Origin of the sequence: Clostridium lacusfryxellense, assembly GCF_018861735.1 — a bacterium.
GTDB classification, from domain to species: Bacteria; Bacillota; Clostridia; order Clostridiales; family Clostridiaceae; genus Clostridium_AD; species Clostridium_AD lacusfryxellense.
In genome coordinates, this window is sequence record NZ_JAHLEB010000036.1 from 26867 (window position 1) to 51408 (window position 24542).

Genomic DNA, 24542 nt, shown 5'->3' on the forward strand with positions numbered 1-24542 from the left:
TTAATTTATTCTAATGCTTGCTTTTTTCTGCCTCGCGCCAGTCTGACTGATAGCCTGACATTAAATCAACAAATCTCTTAGCTATTAAGTGTGGCCTTGTAATTGCACTTCCTACAACTACTGAATGCGCTCCTAAATATAGGCATTTGATAGCATCTTCAGGTGAGTAGATATGCCCTTCCATAATCATGTATACATCATCCTTAAAATCTCTACACATTCTGGCAAACTCTCTTAAATCAGGATTTTCAATATGTTTTGTCTCTTCTGTATAACCGTACAATGTAGGTCCTACAATATCTGCTCCCATTTCAACTGCACGTTTCGCTTCTTCATAATTAGAAACGTCTGCAAATATAATTGCTTCTGGAATTTCCTTCTTTACGATTGGTAATAGCTCATATGCTGGTCTTCCCTCATGGGTAATCTGACTTGTACAATCTAAAGCAATAATCGTAGCTCCTGCTTCCCATACCGCTTTTGCTGCTTCTAAAGTAGGTGTAATGAAAACATCTGTATCATCATGCCAAATCTTCCATAATCCAATGATTGGTAAATTAACTTGAGCCTTAATTGCTTTAATCTGCTCTGGTGAATTTGCTCTAATTCCTACTGCTGATGCCCACTCCGCAGCTCGTGCCATCTTAACAACCATTTCCTCTGAATAAATTGGGTCATCATGTTGCACCTGACAAGACACTATTAGTCCGTCTTTAAACTTCTCTACTATTGCTTTGTTTTTCTCATCTTTTAAATTCATTTTTCATTCTCCTTTTTTACATTTATTTTATTTGTTTATTTTTTAGCGCATTTGCGCGTATTTCTCAAGTAAGGCTGCCCCAATAATACCTGCATCATTCTCTAATGCTGACTTTACAACCGGTGGAACTCCTATTTCAGCTGCTGCAAAAGTGTTCTCAGCAACTTTTGCACTTAACGGTTCAAATAACGCTTTCCCTGCCCCTGCTACTCCTCCACCTAATATTATAACTTCAGAACGAAATATTGTTATAAACGTAGAAATCCCAGCAGCTAAATAATCAATATATTGCCTAACTACTTCTTGGGCTAGTTCATCACCCATATTATTTGCATCAAAAATCATTTTTGCATTAATCTGTTCTACATCACCGCTGCACATATCATACAGTAATGATTTTTTGCTTATTTCAAGTTTTCTTTTTGCTTGATTTATAAGGGCCGTAGCAGAACAATAAGATTCTAAACAACCTCTCTGTCCACAGGTACACAATTCGCCATTATACACTAGTTTTGTATGTCCTAGTTCCGCGCCCATTAAATCAGAGCCTGCATAGATTCTTTTATTTTGAATAATACCACCACCTACTCCTGTTCCTAGCGTAAGCATAACTGCATTATCATACTCTCTTGCTATACCTGCAAGCGTTTCTCCAAGTGCTGCACAATTGGCATCATTTTCAATATACGTAGGTAAATCTATATACTTTTTTAAATAACTATATATAGGTATATTCTTCCATCCTAAATTGTTCGCATGAACTAATAAATGAGTTTTAGGATTTACATAACTAGGCATTCCTATTCCCCAAGAAGTAAATTGATCCAAAGGAACGTTAGCAATGCATGCTACTTTTTTTGATAAATGCGCCATATCACTGACAATTTCATCAATGGAACGTCCTGCGTTTGTAGGAATGCTATCTTTAGCAATTATGTTGAAATTCTCATCTACTACGCCTGCTGCAATATTGGTACCCCCAAGATCTACCCCCAGATAATATTTCATATATTCCTCTCCTTTTGACATGTAAACTATTCTCATTCATGTGATCTATTCTAATTACTTTGTTGTATTTATATTTCCATTATAACACCAGTAATTACACATTTCATTACTTCAAATTGTTAAGAAGTTTATTCATCTTGCTTTTTTTTTATACCTATTGTATATTTATAATAGACTTTCATTTTATACATCATACATTTTTAAAGTCATATTACATTGACACATAAAAGGGGGTATTTGTTATGATATGTAGAGAAAAGGGCGTTTTACCTAACTCAGAATATTTCTTTTTTGATCCTTCTCAAAAGTTTAAAAATTATTATTATTATGTTTTGAATTGTGGTCATTTTTATTGTAATAATAATTACAGTATAAAGCGAGATGGAAATAATGTTCCTCTATTTTTATATATTATTGATGGAGAATTCCACCTTGAATATGAAGGAAATCATTACCTAGCAACTAAAGGAGATATTATTTTAATTGATGGTCAAAAGCCTCATTACTACTATTCTGGAGATTATTGTGACTTTATATATATTCATTATTCCGGTAACTTTTCTTGTAAGCTTATAAGCCATCTGATAGATCAAAACAATGGTCCACTTTTTAAATTGCAAAACCATCAAGAAATATATAAACTTGCAAATGATATTATTGCAAAACTCTACTATAACCAACCAGTCACTGATGTAAATCTTTCTTGCGCCATATATAATTGTTTATGCTACATACAAGATTCCAATGATGTTCTTTCCACTAGTTCTTCTCCCTCAAACAATATCATAACAAATAGCATTTACTTTATCAGAATTAACATAGGACAAGACTTAAATCTACACACGCTTGCCAAACAAGCCAATCTAAGTCTCTATTATTATGCACATTTATTTAAAAAAGAAACTGGCATGTCTTGTATGGAGTACATTGCCAAATGCAAAATAAATCTAGCAAAAACTATGTTAAAAACTACTCAGCAAACTATTAGTGAAATTGCTGATTCTCTTGGATATAGTTCCAGCTCAAGTTTTATTAATGCTTTCTCCTCAAGAATTGGAATTTCACCACTTAAATTTAGAAATAGAAATATTTACTAATTTCCTTACCAGCTACAATTAAAATAATAATTAAAAAGCGGGTGCAAATTTATTTGCCCCGCTTTTAAATTACTATTTGATTTACTCCTTGTGATTTCCAATTAGTTAAGCCGTTAACCCCATAGCCATCTGTGACATTGCTCTGAGCCACTCCAGTGCGAAGTCCATCTTCGCTATAAATCTCTAATTTAATACATTGGTTAAATCAGCTATATATACTCTTCTAGTATCATCTGCATAACCATTGAAAGCAATATATCTAAAGCTCTTGTCCCATGCTGGGTGGGCATCTACTCTTAAACTAAACTCATATGGTTGCTGCGTTTTAATCCTAATTAAACATTCATCCTTTCCACTTTTCATGTCTATTAACCTAATGGGGATTGTTCCATCTCCAAACGCAACTTCATCTTCTATATATGCATCGGTTAAAATAAACCTTTCACTTATATGCACTGTTGGATGTCCTGAACCTATTACATCCTCAAGGATTTTATGTAATCCTGTACCATAGTCATTGGGTGTTCACCCTCAAAATATAAGTAAATTTATTTAAGCTGTTCATACCGGTTAGAAAATCAAATGATATTTAAAAAGCGGGTGCAAATTAATTTGCCCTGCTTAAAATTATTATTTAATTTACCCCTTCTGATTTCCAATTAGTTGAGCCATTAACCCCATAGCCATCTGTGATATTACCCTATACTCACCTCTTTGTAGTTCTTCTCCACCTTTATTGCTCTGAGCCACACCGGTGAGAAGTCCATCTGGAGTCAAGCATTTCTGCAATGCAATAAGCGCCATGTTCGTGCAAATTGAAAATCTATCCGGAAGTATGTTATTTTTTATGCCAAGGGCAATAGCTGCAGCAATTCCAGCTGAACAAGAATTATCTGCCATTTTTGACACATCATCAACAAAGCAGCACCATAATCCATCCTTTTGTTGGAATGTCAATGCCTGGTCTGCTACTCGCTCAAACTCCCTCTTTAGTTCATTAACATCATAACTGCCATCTAGTTCAATAATTGTACGCACCAGCCCTAACATATACCATGCATACGCTCTTCCCCAATTAGTAAAGGTATGAGTATTATCTGAAAAAGTTCTTAGATGAATCTTGTCACCATCCGCAAGTTTCTCTTTTCCAATCATAAGCTGCCTTATTGCAAGCTTAGCTAAGTCATCTCTATTACGCTGCTTTGCTAAAACTGCAAGCGGATACGCCACAGTATATGATCCCTCAGCGGATAGCATATCTCCGTCTTGTATTGAACCTTCCTTGTTTATATGTGAACACCAATATTCTATAGCAACATCTAAAGATGGATGTCGTGGAAAAACTTTTGCAATAACTGCAAAAGGAAGACAAGTCTCAATACCATTTATCATGCCATCTACTACTTCACTTCGTGGATTTTCATATTTAAGAATGCCAGTTTTATCAAAAAACAAACTAAGATGATTTTTTATTGTATCATATGCTCTTTCCTTTAGTGCCAAGCTGCCCAAATCCATTAATCCGTCTAGAACACATCCTTCCATCCACCCAAACGGTTGAACAGAAGCTAAAGAGCACATACGGCTATAGAACTCTTGTAATTTATCAGTTTCTTTAGCTATGAGTATATGAGGTGAAAATAACTTATCAGCGGATGTATTACTACTTGAAAATATCCAGAGAGGATTACTCCCCTTTATCATCCTCAGACCAATACCTTCTTTCAATGCTTTTACAGCATGTTCTGCTTTAAGTTCTATTTCAAAAACTTCAAAAACATGTGCATATTTAATATCAAATTCACCTATTATTTCTCCCGAATCAATAAGGAATACTTCTATTAACTTTTCCTCTCTTACATCTAATGCTATAGTAATTCTAAGCCTAACCGCCTCATTAATAAGTAATTTAGGCGTCCATGAAAACTTCAAAGCACAATTTAAACTTGACTCGACTACAGGAACTGCTGTCCATCCAAAAGGAATACGTTTTAATTCTGGTACTTGTAGATTGGGAATATCTTTTACTTTAGCAATAAAATATTGCAACTTATCATTATTTAGCTTTATATCAATATTGCTTCTCATTTCTACCTCCTAAAATACACTTAATTGTTTTACATGTTATTTAATACCTGTATAGCCATACCTCGTCAATATGAACAAAATCCTCTGGACCACCCTCTGCATTAAATCCGATTGTACACTGCCCATTTGTTATTATGATATCAGACACATTCAATTGAAACCATTTTTTATCACAATCTACATGATTGGTGTTTAAGGATGCAACCACAGGTATATTACATCTTATTGCTTGTCCACCAAAATCCTTTACTTCCATGTAAAATATTCCATCATTACCGATACGTTTTACTCTTGCATGTAACCCATACCTACCATTAGTTACGTTACTTGCTACCTGATAAGTATAAACATGAAATGGTGTGTCCAATGACTGCTTCATACAAAACTTTCCGTCACTTATAGGGTTCATTGGATCGCGAAGAGGTCCATTTCCAACAATAAACCTATAGTGTAAATCATCATATATACCCTTAAAGCTATCTTCTGCTACAAAAGACGCATTAAGCTCTCCTATGCTCTCCCATCCTTTAGGTGCTACTTTCGTCTCCTTACCATCTTCTTCAAAGCTACCATTTGCAAGTACATTTATACCTATTGGAAAACCTGGTATATGTTGCGGTATTACTTCTTCCACGTACGATCTTGCATCTTTCTGATTTTCAGAAAGATTTGCACCAGCTTCGTATGCTCCCAAACAAGGTGGATTATGTCTTTCATTTTTCTCTATATCCTTACATATTCCTGTGATATTCTCACCTTTTCCAATACATAAAGATTCTTCGTTTAATTTATAGCCTTCTACAGCTCCGCCCATTTCACCATTAATAAAACCAGCCTCACCAACAAAACTATTTTTATGAACCCCTTCTTTAGGTATTCCATTTACCCATAAGTTATTTTCAAAAGCTATACTAACATCATCCATGCCAATTGATGTAATTCCTTTGAAAATATTATTTTTGCATTCATTTCCTACAGGGGTAACTGGGAGATTAGTTGCGACTTCAAAAATTTCACCACGTATACCAAAGGTATCCACAGTGTTATTGAAAATTTTAACTTTTTCATAGGTGTTTTTGTAATCTGTATTAACAAAATCATACCATTGCATGAATCCTGACCCTACTCCAGAAATTACATTATTATAAATTTGAATATTTTCATTATGTGCTATAGGCGCATTATCACTCCAGCAACCAAAATACTCACATCCCATACCAATTCCTGACATCCTCCTTCCACGCTCTTTTCTGCTACGAGTTTCATCAGTACAAACAATATAATTATTTCTTATGATAATATTCATTGTGCTATCAAGGTATACTCCTACTGAAAGAACATCCTTTATAATGTTGTCTTCTACAAGTATCCCATCACCAAAAATAGGATCAATCCCCTCGCCCCAGCACTCATGTATGTAATTACCTCTAAACACGTTATTATAAGCATATGAACCTACTACAGCAGGCGCTATTGGTGGCTTAAAATAAGTATTAAGAATTTGTGGATGACTTCCTATATCGAAGCAATCTTTCCAAGCTTTAGCAATTAAATATACTTCATTGTTCTCAATTAAACAATTATCTGAACGTACACTAATACCAAATTGTGCAATATCATGAACTTTACAATTTTTAATAGTAATTCCAAAACAATTAATCATAATGATGCCTGATGCAGGGGAATTACAAAACTCTAATCCATCAAATATGACATGACGAGTCCCGGGTGTAATATTTATAACAAATTCTTTTGGATGAATATCAGTTACTTTTGAAAAATCAAAAATAGGAGTTTTTTCACTATAAGCCTTAAACGTAATTGGATTTTCCTCTGTTCCAATACAACTAATGTTCATGGGCGAATTAACCTCATATGTTCCGCCAAATACATTTACATTATCACCAGGCTTTACCATCATAGAAGCTTTCAAAATAGTAGCAAAAGCACTAGACTTTGAAATACCGGAGTTATCATCACTACCAGAAGTTGAAACGTAATAATTTAACAATTTTATTCCTCCTTGTTGTTAACAGACTTCTTGTTTAACTTACAATGTTTAGAGTGTTTACAGCCTTTGCACTTTGGTACTTCTCTTGTCTTTGCTAGTACTATAACATTTATGCTTGCTGTATCCGCACTTGTTTTATCTAATGTCTTTGTTACTGTAAAGACCATCGCTATTGTTGTATTCTTTTTGGGTAATGTTATTTTCCCATCTAGAGATATAACTGCTGGTAATGAAGTTGCTGATTTTATCTCTATAGCATAACCTTCTGGAACTGTTGGTAGTGTTAATGTTGTTGCATTCTTTACTGGTGCCACTACACTTGTTATTCCTGCCACTACAGTTGCAAGTGTTACTCTTCCACCATTAAATGTATCAATAGCACTATTTAATGTAGTTACTGCTTCATTTATATTTACTTGAGTTTTAGTTCCTACTCTATTATTTATTCCTTGCGCTGTTTCAATTTTATCTTTCAATATATCTTTTGATCCAACTACATATTCTATATTGCTCGCCCCATCATGTAATGATTGAGCAGCAGATATTGCAGCAATCAAAGCCGATTTATTAAGTACTACCTTACTAGCTAAAAGTGTAGTTTTTGCTTCATTTAAATTATTAACTGCTATGGTTATAGCTTCTGGTGTAATAGGTGTTAAATCACAAGCCAGTTGTGCAATAGCTATTGCAGCACTCATTGATATCTTTGAACCAATTTTAACTTGTCCCTCTATTGTGCCTTCTGTAAATGCATTCATTGTTGCTTTAGCATCAATTATCGCTGACACTAATTCTATCTTTGTCACTTGGCTATTTATAAAGATTATTTTTGCTACGTTCAAAGCTAACACTGCATCATTAATTTCTGCTTGTGTTTTTGTTAGTGCATTAGCTGATATTGCAGAAGCAGTTGTGATTGCTGATTGCAATATAGCTTTTGTTCCAACTACATAGTTTGTAGCTTCGGTTCCCTCAACTGCAGCAGTATATAATGTTTGTACTGATGCTATTGCTGAATCTATTGCTGCAGTTACACTACTTGTAGACGCAACAAGTGTATCACTAGTTGTTGTGTTTCCTGAAATATCTTTTGCTACTACTCTAAAGCTATAACTGGTACTCGGAAGAAGGTTTGAAACAAGAAAATCATCATTAAAATAAACAGGCTTTGTACTAATTTTTGTAGCACCATTAAATACATCATAATTCACTGACAATCCACTATTATCCGTAGATGCATTCCATTTTAAAACAATGCTATTTGTAGTAGAAGACTTTTTAGCTAAACTTGCTGGCTTTGAAGGTAGTGTGGCATCAGCAACAGTTGTTACCGTAAGCACATCACTAGTTGTTTTATTCCCTGCTTCATCTTCTGCTACAACAGTAATGTTATAGGTTGTACCAGGATTTAATCGTTTTAACGGACAAGTAGTTGTACTTGTACCATACTGAGAATAATTTCCTTGATACACTGTATACTTCACTTTACCGCTATCATCAGTAGATGGTGTCCATGTTAAAGTAATAGTGTTTAAAGTTATTGATGATGCTGCTACATTTTTTGGTTTTGTTGGTGCTGTAGTATCAGCGGATACTGTAACTGGCATTTTATTGTTAGGATGTGCTTCCACATCGTTAAAGTTCGGCATATTTCCAGTAAGTGTCATCATACCAAGCACCAACAAACTATCTTGGTAATAATCCCCTGGCGAATCAGTAGTTATTTCAATGTCTTTTAAATAATCATACATTTTATTAAGTGATTCTTGATTTGATGCATCCACCATAGCCGCTGGAGCCATCATGCCAACCATATTTCTAGGACTCGCATACGTAGCTTTAGCTGTTCCGTCTAAATTAAAGCTAGCGGGAGTTTGTGAGTACTCTCCACCCTTTTGTGTATTTATATAATTTGTAAACCATTTTACCTGTTGATCAGGCAGGTCATGTGCTAATGCATTGTTAGAAGTTCCATTCCATAAGTAGTCCATGGTAATCCTCCAAGGCACTCTACATGAATCAAAACCGTAGTGGTAATCATTAGGAAGCTTAGTAGTAGCATTAACAGATACTGGGCTGTAATCATGTTTGAATTTAAATGGTAATGCTCCACTAGGATTTAACTTACTAAAATAATCAAACAAACCATATGCCGCCTTAGTAGATTGAATCCATTGTGTGTCACCAGTAGCCTTATAGAATTCACTAAAAGCTGCTGGCATTTGATATGAAGACATTGTAAAAGACCAATTTTGTACGTTAACAAGTTGTGATCTTGCCATAGTATATTGAGGTTTATTTACAGAATTTTTCATTAGATTATCTATTATAGTTTTTGCTTCTGCTAAATAATTAATTGCACCATTACTTCCCCATTGCTTGTCTGCCATTAACAATGCTAAAGCGGCATCTTCGTCTCCATCTGGAGCCAAATATGGGTTTACACCATTATTATCCTTGTCAATATTCCATTCCATTAAACCAATACCTGGAATTAAATGACTCTTATAATATTTAAGAATTCTGTCAAAATCATTATGAGCATCATTAGTTGAATTTGCCATATAAACAGATATTAACAAACCATATCCTGTTCCTTCGGAACAAGTTCCATTAGAATAGCTATCTCCAGCTAATACTCGAAGCTCTCCTGGTGCACAACCCTCTGCTGTTATATAAAGCTTCTTCCATCTAGTATACATTTTTAACATATCACTATTCATTTTATCTTGACTATCACTTTTGGGCATAATACCATTGGCATATTTAGTATTATGTGGAAAAGGATATTGTTCTACCGTTGTAGTAATTTCAGCAGCACGAACAGTTGAACTCATTGGAATTGAAATGCAGTTAACCGCAGCTAAAGTTATAGCCAACACTACATTAGCTATACGTGTAGCTTTTTTCTTTTTGATATTATGGAACATTTTATCTCCCCCGTTAATTTTATTTTTTAACATATATAGGGCAAACATCTTTCTCTTAATTTTACTTTAGTGACAGTTAGACTGTCTATAGCACTCTTTTGCCCGATAAACTAGCTGAAGTAAAGCTTTACAAGGTTTATATCCTCTATGGCAAAAAATTCATATTACAACAAATATTTAATTATCGTCAAATTAGTAATATATCATGCTATTATCTACATTATTAAAAAAAGAATGGTACACACAAAAATTTGTGAACCATCATAACTCTAGTAACCTTTAACACTACCCATTACAAGTCCCTTTGTAAAATGTTTCTGTAGAAATGGATATGGAAACCATTTTGCATCACCCAAAAATAAAATCGGATTAAATACTAGAGATTTAATAACATCATTTATTATTCCCGTGGAAGGTGAAAAAGTATCAATAACAATACCACCTACGATAACCCATGATAAAAAACGGGGTTGTTCCGAAACCTTCGTTTCAACAACCCCGTATTTTGCCATCTCAATTCATTTAGTATCATTTATCTTCTAAGATTTTCTAAACTTATAACTTGAGTTTTACTCCTTAAGACCGAAAGCGTATAGACAGCCAAAAGCATAGCAAGCGGGAGCCATGGTCCCATCTACAGTCCACTCAGTAAGGCTTGGTAGGTCAATTTCAAAATAGGATTCTACATCTGGCCAATCCTCAAAGTTGGAGGGATAAACAACATCCTCCTTAGGAATGAATGGGAACCGCTTATCACCTCTTCTCATTCGACAGGGTCCACACACTGTAATCCCTTCATGCACCTTTTGGCCAGTTACCCTAGCTTCTATGTGGAGAGTGTGTGTCGTGTAGTTTGAACCCACCCCTGTGGTATAAACCATATTCATTGGGTTTGCCCCCAGACAGAAAAGTGTTGAATCAAGTACCGATTCAAGATATTTCTTATCTTTAGTCAGGTAGTAAGCCCTCATACAGGAAATTGTATTTGGAGCAGAATAAAATGGATTCCAATTACCTTGTGGCATCATTGGATCTAGAGCTCCTAATGAGAAGGCATTCCCTTTTTGATATTCCATAGTCTTACTTGCATCCTCTAAAATAATCCTCAGGCATCTGCTACTAATTAATGACTCCTTACTATTTTCATCTAACACCATATATACAAAAGCGGCGTCCTCCAACTCATCTCCAAAAGTATCTACAAATAGCTTGTGCCATTTTGCTTCACCAGTCATACGATACATTTCGATGGCAGCAAGATTACGTTCTTTATTTATATTCTTCATTGCTTCTTGCGTATATTTCCCTTCACTGTATAAAGGATTTGATACGAATTCCTTTTCAGCCCATTCCAAAGCTTTCAGTGAACTAATCCTATATTCATCTGATAGCTGCATGTCATAGCTTTTTAAAATGTATGCAGCACGTGCTGCCACACCGCTATAGATATAACTTGACCAACAGTCAGGTGCATAGATGTAAGCTTTCAAAGATTCCTGCCAACTAGTTTCCCCTGCAACAGGATGTTCTTGAACTTCAATTCCACCTCTAATTCCACCTTCTTTTGTTTGAGCCCTTTTGTAAAAGTCTATATTCCAAAATGCCTCATACAGAATATCTGGAAGAGGCTTAACGCTTTCAGGAATATTAAAGTTTAATCCCTGAAAAGCAGATTCGCAAATAGTCATCAATTCAAGATGTTGTCTTGTAGCCGCTAGGTGTTGTACTCTCCTGTCCCAATCAGCCGCATCAAAATATCCACCCCAAATACCTTCCACTACCTCATCAGTAACTCCTTCAAGCAATTCATGGAAATTATTTTTTGCTATTCCAAAGGCATTAATACCGTTTCCAGAAACCTCAAGTGTAGTAGTAGATTGATTTACAATCAGACCATCATCGGGGTGATAGGAGCGTTTCCTAAAGAAATCAGTATATGGTTTTTCAAGTCCAATGCCACTTCGTTGATGATAGAATCCCCTCATGGACTTTATAAAGAGATTCTTCCACACATTTTCTCCGATTTCAAAAGGATAACTTACTCCTATACCATTTATATGAATGACATACTCACCCTCTTGCTGGAAATCCGAAAAATCCAAAATATATACATCCGTCAGGTTATGATTCCTTATTTCGCTCTGGTATTCGAGCCTGTCCGCTGGCCAATTCATAGTGATTTTCCCTTTGTAAGCAGCCTTTCGTGTTATTTTGTCAATTAATTCAAATTCGCAACAGTCGTCATATGAAAGCTTTCCGCCATCTGCGATCCAGGTGGAGAGATATGCCTTCTTTGGGCGATTTTCTTTGAGAAAACCTACCTGATTAACATGAATAGCATTACTTCTACACAAATATTCGTCAAACACAAATTTGATAGGATTGATATTTGCATCAAAGAGAATATCATAACCTTTTCCATGTTCAAGATTGGAATCAAGTTCAAGATAAATACTGTGCTCATAAGAGAACGACCACGGGCTATTGCCATCTCGGTCTAATGGTCTCTTCTTGCGCCAGATATGCTTTACACATATGGTCTTATCGTCAGTTTTGATATGATAGCAACTCTTATCAGTGACCTTATCCATATCCAATGGTTGCCCCTCAGCATCCCCAAACATAAAGATTTTAGGATCTTGCATATCAATGATTCCAATCTCTTCATCCTCAGAATATAACGCTATTTTATTTTTAAAAACCTTAATGACTTCTCCATTATTAGCATAATAACGTTCTCTTGAACCATCTTTGGTGATAAATATATTATTATAATCAACGACCAGTGCTCCTATTCTTTCTTTACCTCTGTTGATCTCTTTTTCTCTAACAGCATATGGACTAAAAGACTTCATCTTGATTACGTCGCCTTCCAAAGGAATGTAATCGACCTGCCTCATGCCTGTGATTTCAAATTCACATATTTTTATCTCCAGAATATTTTTAGAAACCGCACCAATAAAAGATACCCACGGCTTTTTTTCGCCAGTTAGTTTGGTATTGCTCACCACTTTAAGCACATCCTTATATAATATTTTATTTGTTTTTATAACCCTTTAACCTTTAACACTACCCATTACAAGCCCCTTTGTAAAATGCTTCTGTAGAAATGGATAAACACATAATATAGGAAATACTGCTACAAATATTTGTGCTGCTTTCTGTGTTCTGTTAGATACAGCCTTTAATGACGCAACTTGCTCTGAAGTTATTAAAGAGAGATCAACAGTCATAATTTTCGTCTGTAAATAGCTCTGCAATGGATAATGATCAGCTGTATTCATGTAAATAAGCCCATCAAACCAACTATTCCAATGTCCTACCATACAAAACAATAAAATAGTTGCTAAACATGGTTTTGATAATGGCAAGATTATATCCCATAGAACTTTAAGATGATCTGCTCCATCTATAAATGCAGCTTCACTTATTTCCTTTGGTAACCCTTTAAAAAAGTTCATAAGTAGTATTATATTAAACACTGGAACAGCATTCGGAATTACCAATGCCCAAATAGTATCTACCATATGTAGTTTACTAATAAGCATATATGTAGGTATTAGTCCTCCACTGAAAAGCATTGTTACAATAAGCATCCATCTGTAAAATGCTTTACCTTTAAATTCATTGTCATTCAATGACATTGGATAGGCAACCAAAATAGTAATAAGCATTTGTAGTGATGCACCAATTATTAGTCTTTTAACAGAAACCATAAATGCTAAACCAAATGCTGAATTACTAATTATATATTTATAAGAGTCTAAGGTAAATTCTTTAGGCCAAAGCTTTACCTCTCCGGCACTAACTGCATTTGCAGAGCTAAAAGATACTGCTAACACATTAAGAAGTGGGAAAAGACAAATAAATGCTAAAAATATAATAAATGTGTAGTTAAATGTTTGAAATATTTTTCTAGATAAAGAATTATCTATCACAACTTTTCACCTTCTCTTTTATAGATTTATCACACTCATTTTTAAAAAACACTATAACCTGCATATTTATCAGCTAATTTATATGATATTGTTATCAAAATAATTGAAACTAAAGATTTAAATAATCCTACAGCTGTTGAAACTCCATATTGAAAATCAACTAACCCTACTCTATAAACAAGAGTATCAATTATATCGCCTGAACTATACACCGCTGGATTATATAACAAAAATATTTGTTCAAACCCTGCGTTAAGAACATTGCCAATACTTAATACGCTCATAAGCACAACTATTGGCATTATTCCAGGAAGAGTAACATGAATTGTTTGCTTAAGTCTCCCAGCTCCATCTATCATTGCAGATTCATATAGAGAGTGATCTATACCTGTTAACGCAGCAAGGTATATTATCGCTCCAAAGCCAAAACCTTTCCATACATCTGTTATAACCATAGTATATGGGAACCATTTAGCATCTCCCAAGAAGAAAATCGGATCAAACCCTAGCGATTTAATAATATCATTTATAATTCCCGTTGAAGGTGAAAAAGTATCAATAACAATACCTCCTACGATTACCCAAGATAAAAAATGGGGCAAGAATACCAAAGTCTGAACACTTTTTTTTGTTATCTTGCTACCAATTTCATTTAGCAAAAGAGAGAAACCTAATGAAAACACTAATCCAGCTACTATTTTCATAACCGCAATAAATAATGTATTTCTTATTACTGAATAAATTTCTGGCATATTCATCATGTACTTAAAATTATCAAACCAAATCCACTCTGATCCAAATATCCCTGTTCTTGGATAGTATTTTTCAAAAGCTATCAATACTCCTGCCATGGGAATATAATGAAATATTATAAGCAATATAACCGCCGGCAACATCATTAAATGTAAATATAGTTGGTTTCTGAACTTAACTTTTGTCATTTTTTTAGGTTTAATTACCATCTTATCTATAGAAATTACTTTGTCCATAGCTATCCTCCCCGCTTATATAACTCAGTTGAAGAGAATTTACTCTCCAACTGTAGTTCCTAAATTTAAGTTATAGATTTACTTACTTGTATTCCACTCATTTACCTCTTTAGTCATTTGATCTCCGCCTAGCTTTTTCCAGTCTTTTACGAATTTATCAAAAGAATCAACAGATTGACCAAGTATAATTTTTGTAATCATCTCTGTTTGCATTTTATTTAGAGATGAACCTTTAGCCGTCATTGTTTCAGTTGAAAGGCCATAAAAACCATTTTGAAGTTCTAATTTATTCTTTTTAGTATTCTCATATATAGAGAGTGATCCCTCAGGTTTAAAACTATAGGCAAGAGCATTAGCCTTTTTGTCTGTTGGATTATCTAATGCCTTTTTAACGTCATCATATTTTATTTTTTCACCAACAGTGAGTTTTGATGTATCCTTTGATTTAAAAGCTTCTTGTACATTTTCAAATATATTTAAATCATTATCTCCATTATTTACCTTTACTAATGCATATCCTTTAAAGTCAATAGTTTTATCAATCTCTTTCCCATCTTTATCCTTCATTTTAACCGTATCCTGATTGTACATTTTGTAATCTGCATCGCTTTTCCCATAACATTTTTCAGTATATAAATTAGCCATTTTAATTATAGCTTCAGGATACTTAAAGTCTTTTGTTACAACTTGAGTGCCTTTTCCTACGCTGTAAGGATATTTAACAGGTTGCCCGTCTACTGAAGGTAATGGAACTGAAACCCAATCTGCATCAATAGTTTTATCCATATTTATTGGCCAAGTAGATAAATAATATGCGCCTCCAGCCATACCAGCCTTTCCAGAATTTATATATTCTGGTCCACTAGCACCGTAATCCATCGTGATAAATTCTTTTGGAATGTAATTTTTTTTGTAGTATTCTTGTGCCTTAGCTAATGCCTTCTTCATTTCTGGTTGAATTCCACCCCAAACTAGCTTACCTGAAGAATCTTTCACCCATGAACCTGCATATGCATGATTTCCTAGAAAAACGTTATCAATTCCAAGCGTCTGAAATAAGTCCTTTTGAACTACCATAGCAGTTGTATCATTTTTACCATTTTTGTCTGGATCTTTATTTGTAAAAGCATCCATAACAGTTTCCATCTCAGCATAAGTCTTAGGTGCTGAGAGGCCTACATTTTTTAACCAGTCGCTTCTTAACCATAATAATGGTGCATTTTGATATACATTAGCACCACCAGTTGGAAGCGCAAATAGTTTGCCCTTAGTTTTAGATGAATTTAGTGCTATCCCACCATTTTTTTCTAATATCTCCTTAGTCATAGGTGATGCATACTTGCTATATACATCATTTAGATCTGTATATAAATCCTGAACTATAATTTGATCAATAGTATTACCCGATGCGTTGTAAATATCTGGCATAGTATTTGAGGCTATTGCAACACTCATTTTTGCTGGAAATTGGTCTAGAGTTGCTGTCCATGCAGTCTTTAACGTAATTCCCAATTTATCCTTGTATAGCCTTGTCCATACATTGTCTTCTAATGATTGACCTGCTGGGTAAATTTTCCCACTATCAACCATGTATGCAACATTTATTGTTATTCCAGGTTCATATTTACCAGTTGGGTCAATTTTCTGGTTAGTTTGTGATTTAGATGAAGTTTCACCTGTCTTATTTTTATTACAACCTGTGAAAGAAGATACCATTACTGCAGTTAGTAATACACTTGTAATTAGTTTTATTTTCGATTTTTTCACAAAAGCTCCCCCTCATATTTTTCTTAAATTTTGATACATAACAATTTAAAGTCATCCTTTTCTTGTTTGTAATTATAAACGTTACCATTTAAGTATTAACTTTATTATAAAGGCCTCTTAATGTCTTAATTATATATCCTCCTAACCAGTTGTTCTATATTCTTCTTTTTACTTTGTTAACAACTCTTTACCTTTTGTAAAGGTTACCATTATTAGTGGTAGCTATTAGTTATTAAAAATAGAATCTCTATACTCCTGAGGAGTTATCCCCGTTGCTTTCTTGAAAAACCTAGTAAAAGATTGTGGTGATTCATATCCTACGCTGTTACCAATGTCATGTATTTTTCTATTATAATCACAAAGATACTTCTTAGCTTTATCCACCCTTACTTCAATAATGTATTCTGTGATATTACTACCTTTTATTTGTTTGAATAATCTGGAGAGGTAAGATGGATTGAAATATGACCTTTCTGCAAGACTAACCAATGAAAGATCTTCATCTATATGTTCATTAATAAAGTCTATAATCCTAATTATTGCATCATCAGCCCTATGCACCTGTTCATCCTCATGAAAAATGAATATAACATCAACTACATTTTCTATATACTTAGCAGCTTCCGGCCATGAGCAATGACTATCTGAGTTTGTCAATTTCCAAAGCTCAATTGAATGCTCTAACGCCTTTGTTAAATTAAGTCTATTTATATAGGAAAGTAACACCAATGTAACCGAATAGTATATCTCTAATGCAATACTATCTTTTGTTATTACCTCTGCACTTAAATACTTCATTAATCCCGATAGAATATTATGTGCTTCTTCCTTGTCACCACGTTCCAATGCAGAATCAAGTATTTTGAGCCTCTTTAAACCTAATCTAACTTTTCTAATGTCACTTTTGTTTTTAATTATAAAATACTCCTCTGAACTCTCTGACTTTATAATTGCCTCAGGCAGCATCGTTGCTCTGGTATTGAGAAGAATTTTCATCTCATCAAATTTTGGCGCTAAATCATTCCAATTAACACTTTTACTACTAACTGCAAACGAAATAGACATTTTTATTGTTTCTCTACATGATGCTTGTATAGATTCTAATGTTTCTTTTAAGAACAACAAACTCTTTTTCCACAGATCTTCCTCATTATCAGAGTTACAGATATTTACTGGTTGCAGAATAAAGCATAAATAACACCCCTCATACACAATATTTACACCCTTTAAAAACTTTGAAACAAGCTCCTCTACTATAAGTTTTGCAGTCATATAATTCTCCATCCTTTTTGTAGTAGTTATTCCTTTTGATAGGTCATCGAAGCATCCCAGCAAAATAGTAACAGGTTTCTCTTCATTTAATGGGATCTTAAGTTCTGAAAACCTCAGTTTAGTCAAATTAATATCTTCGATTTCTCCCTGTAAGAGTCTATATATATATTCTTTCACAAGCAATGGACCTGCTATTTCTATCTGCATCTTTGCCTTCTTAACTAATTCTTCTTTTATTAAGTTTTTCTCAATATCAGAAATTGACTTTTCAACTGCTTTAATAATTTCTTCGTCTTCCTCAGTTTTCAAGAGATAGCTCACACCCTCGTACTTAATTGCAGTATAAACATAGTCAAATTCATTGTACCCAGTAAGGAAAATCACTCTACATTCTGGCCAGCTATATCTAACTTTCTCCAATAACTTAAGTCCATTCATTCCAGGCATTCTTATATCCGACAATACTATGTCCATTCTTGTTTCATTCATAATTTCCAATGCCTCTGGCGCGGAATATGCCTTAAAAACTTCAAGATCTAAATGGTCTAAATCTCTAAAAAGTTCTACAAGCCAATTCACAATCTGTGGTTCATCATCAACAATTAATAATCTATACATCATCACTAACCCCTTTCGGTAAATCTATCCTTATAGCAACCTTTATACCTCCCATATCACTTTTCGATATGTTCACTCCACTTGCGCTGCTAAATTTAAGTTGTAACCTACGGTGAATATTTATTATTCCAGTAGTTTCAATTGCTACTTCACTCTCATACAAATCACTTTGGAGCTTCTTAAGCTTTTCTTCTTGTATACCACAACCATTATCCTCTATAGATACAATTAACACTTCTTCAAATTCACTAAATTTAACTGTCAGTAATCCATTTGATACCTTATCTTCTAACCCATATTCAAAAGCATTCTCAATAAAAGGCTGTAGTATAAGTCTAGGTACAAGGATTTCATTATACTTATCTGGTAGTTCATCAAACTGTACTGAAATTCTGTTACAAAATCTCATAACTTGGATATCCGTATAACTTTTTGCATGCTCTACCTCCTTAAGTAAAGGAACTTCATCGGAGGCACTTCGAGTTATAAATCGGAAGTATTTTCCTAGCTGACTACAAAACCTTATAGCGTTATACTGTTCTCCCCCTTTTACCATTCTTTGAAGAATAAAAAAGCTATTAAACAAAAAGTGTGGATTTATCTGAGCCTGAAGCTGTTTTAGTTGCGCATTCTGTGCTAATATCTTTTGCTTATAAACTTGATCAATAAGGGTTTGCAAATTATCAACCATTGCATTGTATCTACCATAAAGATACTTGAACTCATCACTAGAACTATGTTCAACTCTTACACTTAAATCACCATTTTCTACAGTTCTAAAAGCATTTACAAGCTTCTCCATTGGCTTTTTTATTAGCCTAAAGGTATACATGCAGTACAAAGCAATTAGTATCAGCGATGTAATTAATAGAATACTAGCCCACAATTTATACTTTATTAGGGGTTTGAATACCCTGTCCTGAGACATAAAAGCGATTAAACTCAAGTTTAATTTATCAGAATAACAATAGGTTACAAAATAGTTTCTTTTATGTAAAGTAATTGTATTCGTCGCAACGGTGCTTACATTATAATGAGATGTAACAAATTCTTTACACTTGTCCAAAATTTCTTTATTATCAGCACTTTGTATGGTAAATTTCTGATCAAGATCTAGAAGAAATGCTCCCTCATCGCTAAAACTATTAAACTGGCTAAGCGCATCCTTTATGGCTGTCTCATCTAGCTCTATCTCTATAGCGAAAAAAGGCTGTTTATTTAATACCTTTTCTGAAAATGCAGTATTAAGATATAATTTGTTATTTAAGTAAAAAAATTTAGTTTTACTGAATCTCGCTTTTTTAAAGGTTTCGTACCTATCTAAATCGATCTCCTCTTCACTAAAGTTTTCAGTATATGTCTTTCCAATAGAATAAACATGAGCTCTTACATGTTTTATGTATACACTGCTATTTTTTATAGCCTGAAGCCTTGGAAATACACCCTGCATATATCCGTACCTTTCATAGGGTTGAATTATTTCCCCTTTTATTACAAGGTCATTTAGGTTATTGTCTGTGAGAGCGTCAAATTGAAGGATTTTGATTCTCTCAATCTCCTTATTCAGGTTTTCTATATAATAAGATACCTGAGCTGATGAATTTTTTGCTATTTCCTCCTTTACAGTGTTAACAGCCCAATAATATATACTTATACCCAATATGAAAACTGGAATCATTATCAGCATAAAAGTTAAAACCAGTTTCGCAAATATTGAATTCTTAACATACACTAGTTTTTTTTTCATATTCTTGCCCCTCACATATTGTGGATAGTGTTAACACTATCTGTTATAATAAAAACTTCAAACTCTAAATTAGAATTTGAAGTTTTATATCTTTTATTTGAATCAAAGTTTAAACAAAAATTACTCTTCAAGCCACAAAATACTTGTAACTCCTCTTGGATAATACTTACTACCGGTAGGAAATCCTGAAACAATTTGATCGCTCCAGCACCAATAGCTTTGTTTATTATGAAGCAACCATTTTACATGTGCAGTATCTGCTACATCAGATTGGTCCTTTAAGTTTAATCCAAGTATTTTTCTAGATATAAACTGGCACAAATAGACTTTACTAAGCCATGTGTTATTACTTGTTGAAGATAACTTCCATCCACCATCTTCAGTTAAACATACTCCAGGAACTAAAATGTTACTAAGATGCTGCTTTAATGCCTTTATATAGTTACTATATCTTCCATCCTCATCAAGGGCATCCTTGCATCCTGAAAAATAAGGGAATACTAACCCTTCTATTGCAGGTATTATCCTAGAACTATTATCGCCTTCTAGTACTGCTGGTATATATCCTTCTGATGTCATATGACTAGCAAGTGTATCTGAACATCTTATAGATTGTCCTAATGCTTGCTGCGACAACTCAATCATATTTTGCTCCCTAAATATCTTTTCAAGTGCAACGTATGCAGCCCAGCATTTTCCTGCAAGATATATATTGTTTCGCGCTTGTCCTAGAGATGCATCTAAGCTATCGTAAGTAGTTATTTCTGATCCTCCCATTACCCGACTACTATCCAGCTTCATAATTCCGGTTCTCTTTTCAGATTCTGGATGATCTCTATTTATCATACTTTGGAAACAATCAACAAAAACATTTAATTTCTCTTTTAGCCATTTTTCATCTTTTGTAGCCTCTAAATAAACAGATGCACAACATATCCAATTAACTAACTGTTCTTGCGTCATGTGTGAAAAGCATCCATCTATTCCACATTTCTCATAAGCAGAGTGTCCTTTTCTGGCTAATGCATTTGCCCTTCCCATATCATGTGTAAAGCTTATGCCTCCTGGATATTCTTTTTCCTCACCTGGAAATCTTACACTATCATAATAGCTGTAGGAGTTAACGAACATATCAAGTTCATTTTTTACTGTCCACGGGTTCATCTTTATTTCATAAAAAAGTTGATCTACTGTTAAGTCAAAAGTATTCATCATTCTGTACTCGCCTTCGTTAACTATCCAAAAAGGTTTTCCCTCATGCTCTAATAATTCTGTACTTCCATAATAGCTTCTTATAGAGTGAATCATCATAAACTTTTGATTCTTTGATAGTTCTGAGGTATCTAACAAATCATTGGCACTAATGCATTTTTCAGTAATTTCATCAAAATTAGCAAGTGAATAATCTGCCACATCAATTATATCTTTAAAATACTTCGTGTAATAGTATTTAGTATTCATTCCAGTTGTTACTATTCCCTGGCGATAGAAACATACCGCGAATTTATAGGTACGTTTAACACCTGCTGCTACATCCATTATTAAAGCGCCGGTTGGTCCTAAAGCAAAATTCCAATTTTCTTCTACTTTTTCATTCAAGATTGATTCCATACTAAAACCCAATGCTGATTTTACGCCACAATCCTTAGATGCTATTGCATTCATCGTTCCTCGCCCTACACCTGCTATCTTACCTTCAGTAACATGATCTAACTGATACATTGATGTATAAATATCATTTGGTTCAAAGCCAAAAAAAGCTCTTCTAATTCTTTTACATTTTGTATTATCAACTGTTATTTCCACAAATACAGCTGGCACTATAGCTTTTTTAATTGAATCACTACTTGCATTTTCAGGATTTGGCACAGGGCAAGCAGGCGAGTAAATTGTGAAGGTTAGATCCCCTGCTTTCCAAGTATCATCACCCAAATTTAATTTTCTAGTTATCTCTTTATCCTCATATGGAACTATGACTGGTCTGCTTTCTAGCTTCTCATCTTTTTCTAAATCGTAAAGTTTTGACTCGTCATCGCCACCTTTAAAAAATGGTAACGCATTATAATAGCCTGGCTCTACATCTTCAAGCCCAATAAATATATTTTGATCTGCTGATTGCCTTAGTTCTAAGCCAACTCCGCCTTTAGCACCCTTAAATCCCAATGTAAAGCTAGCAAATGCTCCTATTGGTGAATGGTGTGCATTAAAAAAAGTGTTATCCATTTAATACCTGCCTCCTTGTTTGATAAAATACTTAGACTAAATTGCCCATAATAAAGTACAAAAACGTCGAACATGCCAATTCAACGTTTTTGTAATATTATAAAAATTTAAACTACACTAATATAATTATCTAAGTATTATTATTTAGCTACTGACATCTTCTTATTATAAGCATCTGATATTTCTTTGTTCCATTTTAAATAATCTGCATCAGTCTTTAATTTAGCAACATAAGCATCCCATGTTGTTATTGGCTCAGCCCCAAGCATTACCTTCATAAATGTCTCAACATATTTTTTGTTGTAATCTGCTCCAACTTTTGACTCAGTGTCCGAAGATAACCCAGTAATAGGACTTGATATACTAATTTTTGCTTTTTCATCTATAATTTTTTTGTTTCTTTCTAATTGTTCAGAAGTTGTACCTAATATACTTGCAGTTTGATATTTGTCATATTTTTGAGATATATTTGCCATAGTTGCAACAAGATCTGTCTTTGCCTGAGGCAAAGCAGTATATTTATCTCCTGTCTTATTAAAATGTACACCTTCTACACCGTGTTTAGCTAGTTCCCATCCCTCGTTACTTACACAGAAGTCATAAAACTCCATTATCTTCTTCATTTTATCCTCTTTAACAGTTTTAGGAATAACAAATCCTCCAAAAGAACCTTGATTCTTGGCTACATATTTACCATTATTAGCAGCTAAAGCTACTAAAGGAACAGTTTCCGCATTAGGAACAGTTTTCTTTATTGTTTCATCGTACACCGTTGTTTTTTGCATTGGATTAAAGTTTATACCAACTTTGCTTGCCATTATAAGTTCGCCTTCTTGCTCTGGTTTTAAAACAGCAATATCTTTATGAATTATTCCTTCAGAATATGCTTTTTTTAACCAAATAAGGGCATCTCTAGTACTAGTATCAGTCCACATATGAATAATTTTTCCATCTTTATCAAGTTTAAACCCAGCATCGCTAGCACCATTAAATATAGATACAACTTCTTTTAAAGAACCTAAATTACCATCACTTACATAACCAGCAAAGCCAACAGTATCTTTTTTACCATTTTTATCTGGATCGCCATTAGTAAATGCCTTCATTACTGTATACAGATCATCCATTGTTTCAGGTGACTTTAACCCAAGATTATCTAACCAATCTTTACGTATACTTATTTGTCCTGATGATTGACCATCAAGTGGTCGTGGTCTTGGCATCATGTAATTTTTACCATCAGGTAATTTTGTATTTTCCCAAATATTTTCTGGTAGTGCAGCCAAGTTTTTATAATCTTTATAGTACTTTCCTACTTCCCAGAACGCACCTTGGGCTGTCATACTTCTCCATTGAGCGTTATATGTTTCTAAATCCAAAGTCATATCTGGAATATCCCCAGATGCAAGAGTAACACTAAGTTTTTCATTGTAATTAGTACCTGGAACCCAAGTAATATCTAATTTAGTATTAGTCCTCTTTTCAAATTCCTTTACAATAACATTATCATTAGGAATAGGACCTACTTCCCAAAATACACTCATGATAGAAATTGGAGTTGCTTCCTCTTTTCCTCCGTCAACCACTTCTACTTTCTTGGTTCCACAGCCTGCCAAAAGTGATAATGTAATTGTTGTCATAACCATAATTGAAATTGTTCTTTTTAAAAATTTAGTATTTCTGTTCATTTTAGTAATCCCCCTTATTATTTTATTAATATCTATTTTAACGATTAAACCGATAAAAACTATTTTCATCTTTTATCCCTTAACGGACCCAAGCATTACTCCTTTTGTGAAGTGCTTTTGTAAGAACGGATAAACACACATTATTGGTACAGTAGCAATTATTATTGCTGCCATTTTTAATGATTGTGGATTTACAATCTGTGCTGCCGCATCTGGATTTCCAGCCCCTTGTGATGAAGTATCAACTAAAAGCACATTTAATACAATTTGCAGTGGCCATTTTTTAAAGTCATTAATATATAAAATAGCATTAAAAAATGTATTCCAGTAAGTCACTGCGAAGAACAGTCCAAAAGTAGCCATTGCAGGCAATGATAATGGTAATATTACTCTAGAAAAAACTTGA

At 33.9% G+C, this 24542-nt stretch carries 16 protein-coding genes and 1 pseudogene; 1 reads left to right on the forward strand and 16 read right to left on the reverse strand.

From position 1 onward, the window contains the following. Positions 1-10: 10 nt before the first annotated feature. Together KPL55_RS17535 and KPL55_RS17540 are read right to left on the reverse strand one after the other, a co-directional pair. Positions 11-760, reverse strand: coding sequence for an N-acetylmannosamine-6-phosphate 2-epimerase (locus tag KPL55_RS17535; RefSeq protein ID WP_216308043.1), 750 nt, complete (start codon positions 758-760; stop codon positions 11-13). 42 nt (positions 761-802) lie between these two features. Next, entirely contained in the window at positions 803-1768 is a 966-nt protein-coding gene (locus KPL55_RS17540; RefSeq protein WP_216308044.1) for an ROK family protein, read from the reverse strand. 242 nt (positions 1769-2010) lie between these two features. On the opposite strand from KPL55_RS17540, the gene KPL55_RS17545 reads away from it, so the two are divergent. Continuing rightward, positions 2011-2865 carry an AraC family transcriptional regulator gene (locus KPL55_RS17545; protein ID WP_216308045.1) on the forward strand — a complete coding sequence of 285 codons (855 nt, stop codon included), beginning with the start codon at positions 2011-2013 and terminating at the stop codon, positions 2863-2865. Between the two features lie 183 nt (positions 2866-3048). Here KPL55_RS17545 and KPL55_RS17550 read toward each other — a convergent pair whose 3' ends face one another. The 14 genes and pseudogenes from KPL55_RS17550 to KPL55_RS17615 form a co-directional block, all read right to left on the reverse strand. Continuing rightward, a complete protein-coding gene (locus KPL55_RS17550) occupies positions 3049-3321 on the reverse strand; it encodes a hypothetical protein (RefSeq protein WP_216308046.1) in 273 nt (90 codons plus the stop codon). Between the two features lie 183 nt (positions 3322-3504). Then, positions 3505-4953, reverse strand: a complete 1449-nt coding sequence (locus KPL55_RS17555) for a glycoside hydrolase family 88 protein (RefSeq protein WP_216308047.1) — start codon at positions 4951-4953, stop codon at positions 3505-3507. A gap of 40 nt (positions 4954-4993) precedes the next feature. Continuing rightward, complete coding sequence (locus tag KPL55_RS17560) at positions 4994-6964, reverse strand: right-handed parallel beta-helix repeat-containing protein (protein ID WP_216308048.1); 1971 nt, start codon at positions 6962-6964, stop codon at positions 4994-4996. Between the two features lie 2 nt (positions 6965-6966). Next, entirely contained in the window at positions 6967-9894 is a 2928-nt protein-coding gene (locus KPL55_RS17565; RefSeq protein WP_216308049.1) for a glycosyl hydrolase family 8, read from the reverse strand. A gap of 269 nt (positions 9895-10163) precedes the next feature. Further along, complete coding sequence (locus tag KPL55_RS17570; protein WP_216308050.1) at positions 10164-10406, reverse strand: hypothetical protein; 243 nt, start codon at positions 10404-10406, stop codon at positions 10164-10166. 57 nt (positions 10407-10463) lie between these two features. Beyond that, on the reverse strand, positions 10464-12905 hold the full coding sequence (locus tag KPL55_RS17575; protein ID WP_216308051.1) for a glycoside hydrolase family 9 protein: 2442 nt from the start codon (positions 12903-12905) through the stop codon (positions 10464-10466). A gap of 45 nt (positions 12906-12950) precedes the next feature. Further along, on the reverse strand, positions 12951-13832 hold the full coding sequence (locus KPL55_RS17580) for a carbohydrate ABC transporter permease (RefSeq protein ID WP_216308052.1): 882 nt from the start codon (positions 13830-13832) through the stop codon (positions 12951-12953). 41 nt (positions 13833-13873) lie between these two features. Next, positions 13874-14773 carry an ABC transporter permease gene (locus KPL55_RS17585; protein WP_216308059.1) on the reverse strand — a complete coding sequence of 300 codons (900 nt, stop codon included), beginning with the start codon at positions 14771-14773 and terminating at the stop codon, positions 13874-13876. A gap of 126 nt (positions 14774-14899) precedes the next feature. Next, the gene (locus tag KPL55_RS17590) at positions 14900-16588 is read right to left on the reverse strand and encodes a type 2 periplasmic-binding domain-containing protein (RefSeq protein WP_216308053.1); all 1689 of its coding nucleotides are present in this window, start codon (positions 16586-16588) and stop codon (positions 14900-14902) included. A gap of 225 nt (positions 16589-16813) precedes the next feature. Continuing rightward, positions 16814-18481, reverse strand: a complete 1668-nt coding sequence (locus tag KPL55_RS17595; protein WP_216308054.1) for a response regulator transcription factor — start codon at positions 18479-18481, stop codon at positions 16814-16816. Further along, a complete protein-coding gene (locus KPL55_RS17600; protein WP_216308055.1) occupies positions 18471-20225 on the reverse strand; it encodes a sensor histidine kinase in 1755 nt (584 codons plus the stop codon). Before KPL55_RS17600 ends, KPL55_RS17595 begins: the two co-directional genes overlap by 11 nt. 120 nt (positions 20226-20345) lie before the next feature. Then, on the reverse strand, positions 20346-22448 hold the full coding sequence (locus tag KPL55_RS17605) for a glycoside hydrolase family 52 protein (protein WP_216308056.1): 2103 nt from the start codon (positions 22446-22448) through the stop codon (positions 20346-20348). Positions 22449-22588: 140 nt separating this feature from the next. Next, positions 22589-24136 carry an extracellular solute-binding protein gene (locus tag KPL55_RS17610; RefSeq protein WP_216308057.1) on the reverse strand — a complete coding sequence of 516 codons (1548 nt, stop codon included), beginning with the start codon at positions 24134-24136 and terminating at the stop codon, positions 22589-22591. Positions 24137-24208: 72 nt separating this feature from the next. Continuing rightward, positions 24209-24542 (reverse strand): annotated as a pseudogene (locus tag KPL55_RS17615) (ABC transporter permease); the annotation flags it as partial.

Bases quoted from the DNA above. Each gene is read 5' to 3' on its own strand.
- KPL55_RS17535 (WP_216308043.1), bottom strand. From the start codon at position 760: ATGAATTTAAAAGATGAGAAAAACAAAGCAATAGTAGAGAAGTTTAAA.
- KPL55_RS17555 (WP_216308047.1), bottom strand. From the start codon at position 4,953: ATGAGAAGCAATATTGATATAAAGCTAAATAATGATAAGTTGCAATAT.
- KPL55_RS17605 (WP_216308056.1), bottom strand. From the start codon at position 22,448: ATGGATAACACTTTTTTTAATGCACACCATTCACCAATAGGAGCATTT.
- KPL55_RS17565 (WP_216308049.1), bottom strand. From the start codon at position 9,894: ATGTTCCATAATATCAAAAAGAAAAAAGCTACACGTATAGCTAATGTA.
- KPL55_RS17540 (WP_216308044.1), bottom strand. From the start codon at position 1,768: ATGAAATATTATCTGGGGGTAGATCTTGGGGGTACCAATATTGCAGCA.
- KPL55_RS17570 (WP_216308050.1), bottom strand. From the start codon at position 10,406: ATGGCAAAATACGGGGTTGTTGAAACGAAGGTTTCGGAACAACCCCGT.
- KPL55_RS17610 (WP_216308057.1), bottom strand. From the start codon at position 24,136: ATGAACAGAAATACTAAATTTTTAAAAAGAACAATTTCAATTATGGTT.
- KPL55_RS17595 (WP_216308054.1), bottom strand. From the start codon at position 18,481: ATGATGTATAGATTATTAATTGTTGATGATGAACCACAGATTGTGAAT.
- KPL55_RS17600 (WP_216308055.1), bottom strand. From the start codon at position 20,225: ATGAAAAAAAAACTAGTGTATGTTAAGAATTCAATATTTGCGAAACTG.
- KPL55_RS17545 (WP_216308045.1), top strand. From the start codon at position 2,011: ATGATATGTAGAGAAAAGGGCGTTTTACCTAACTCAGAATATTTCTTT.
- KPL55_RS17585 (WP_216308059.1), bottom strand. From the start codon at position 14,773: ATGACAAAAGTTAAGTTCAGAAACCAACTATATTTACATTTAATGATG.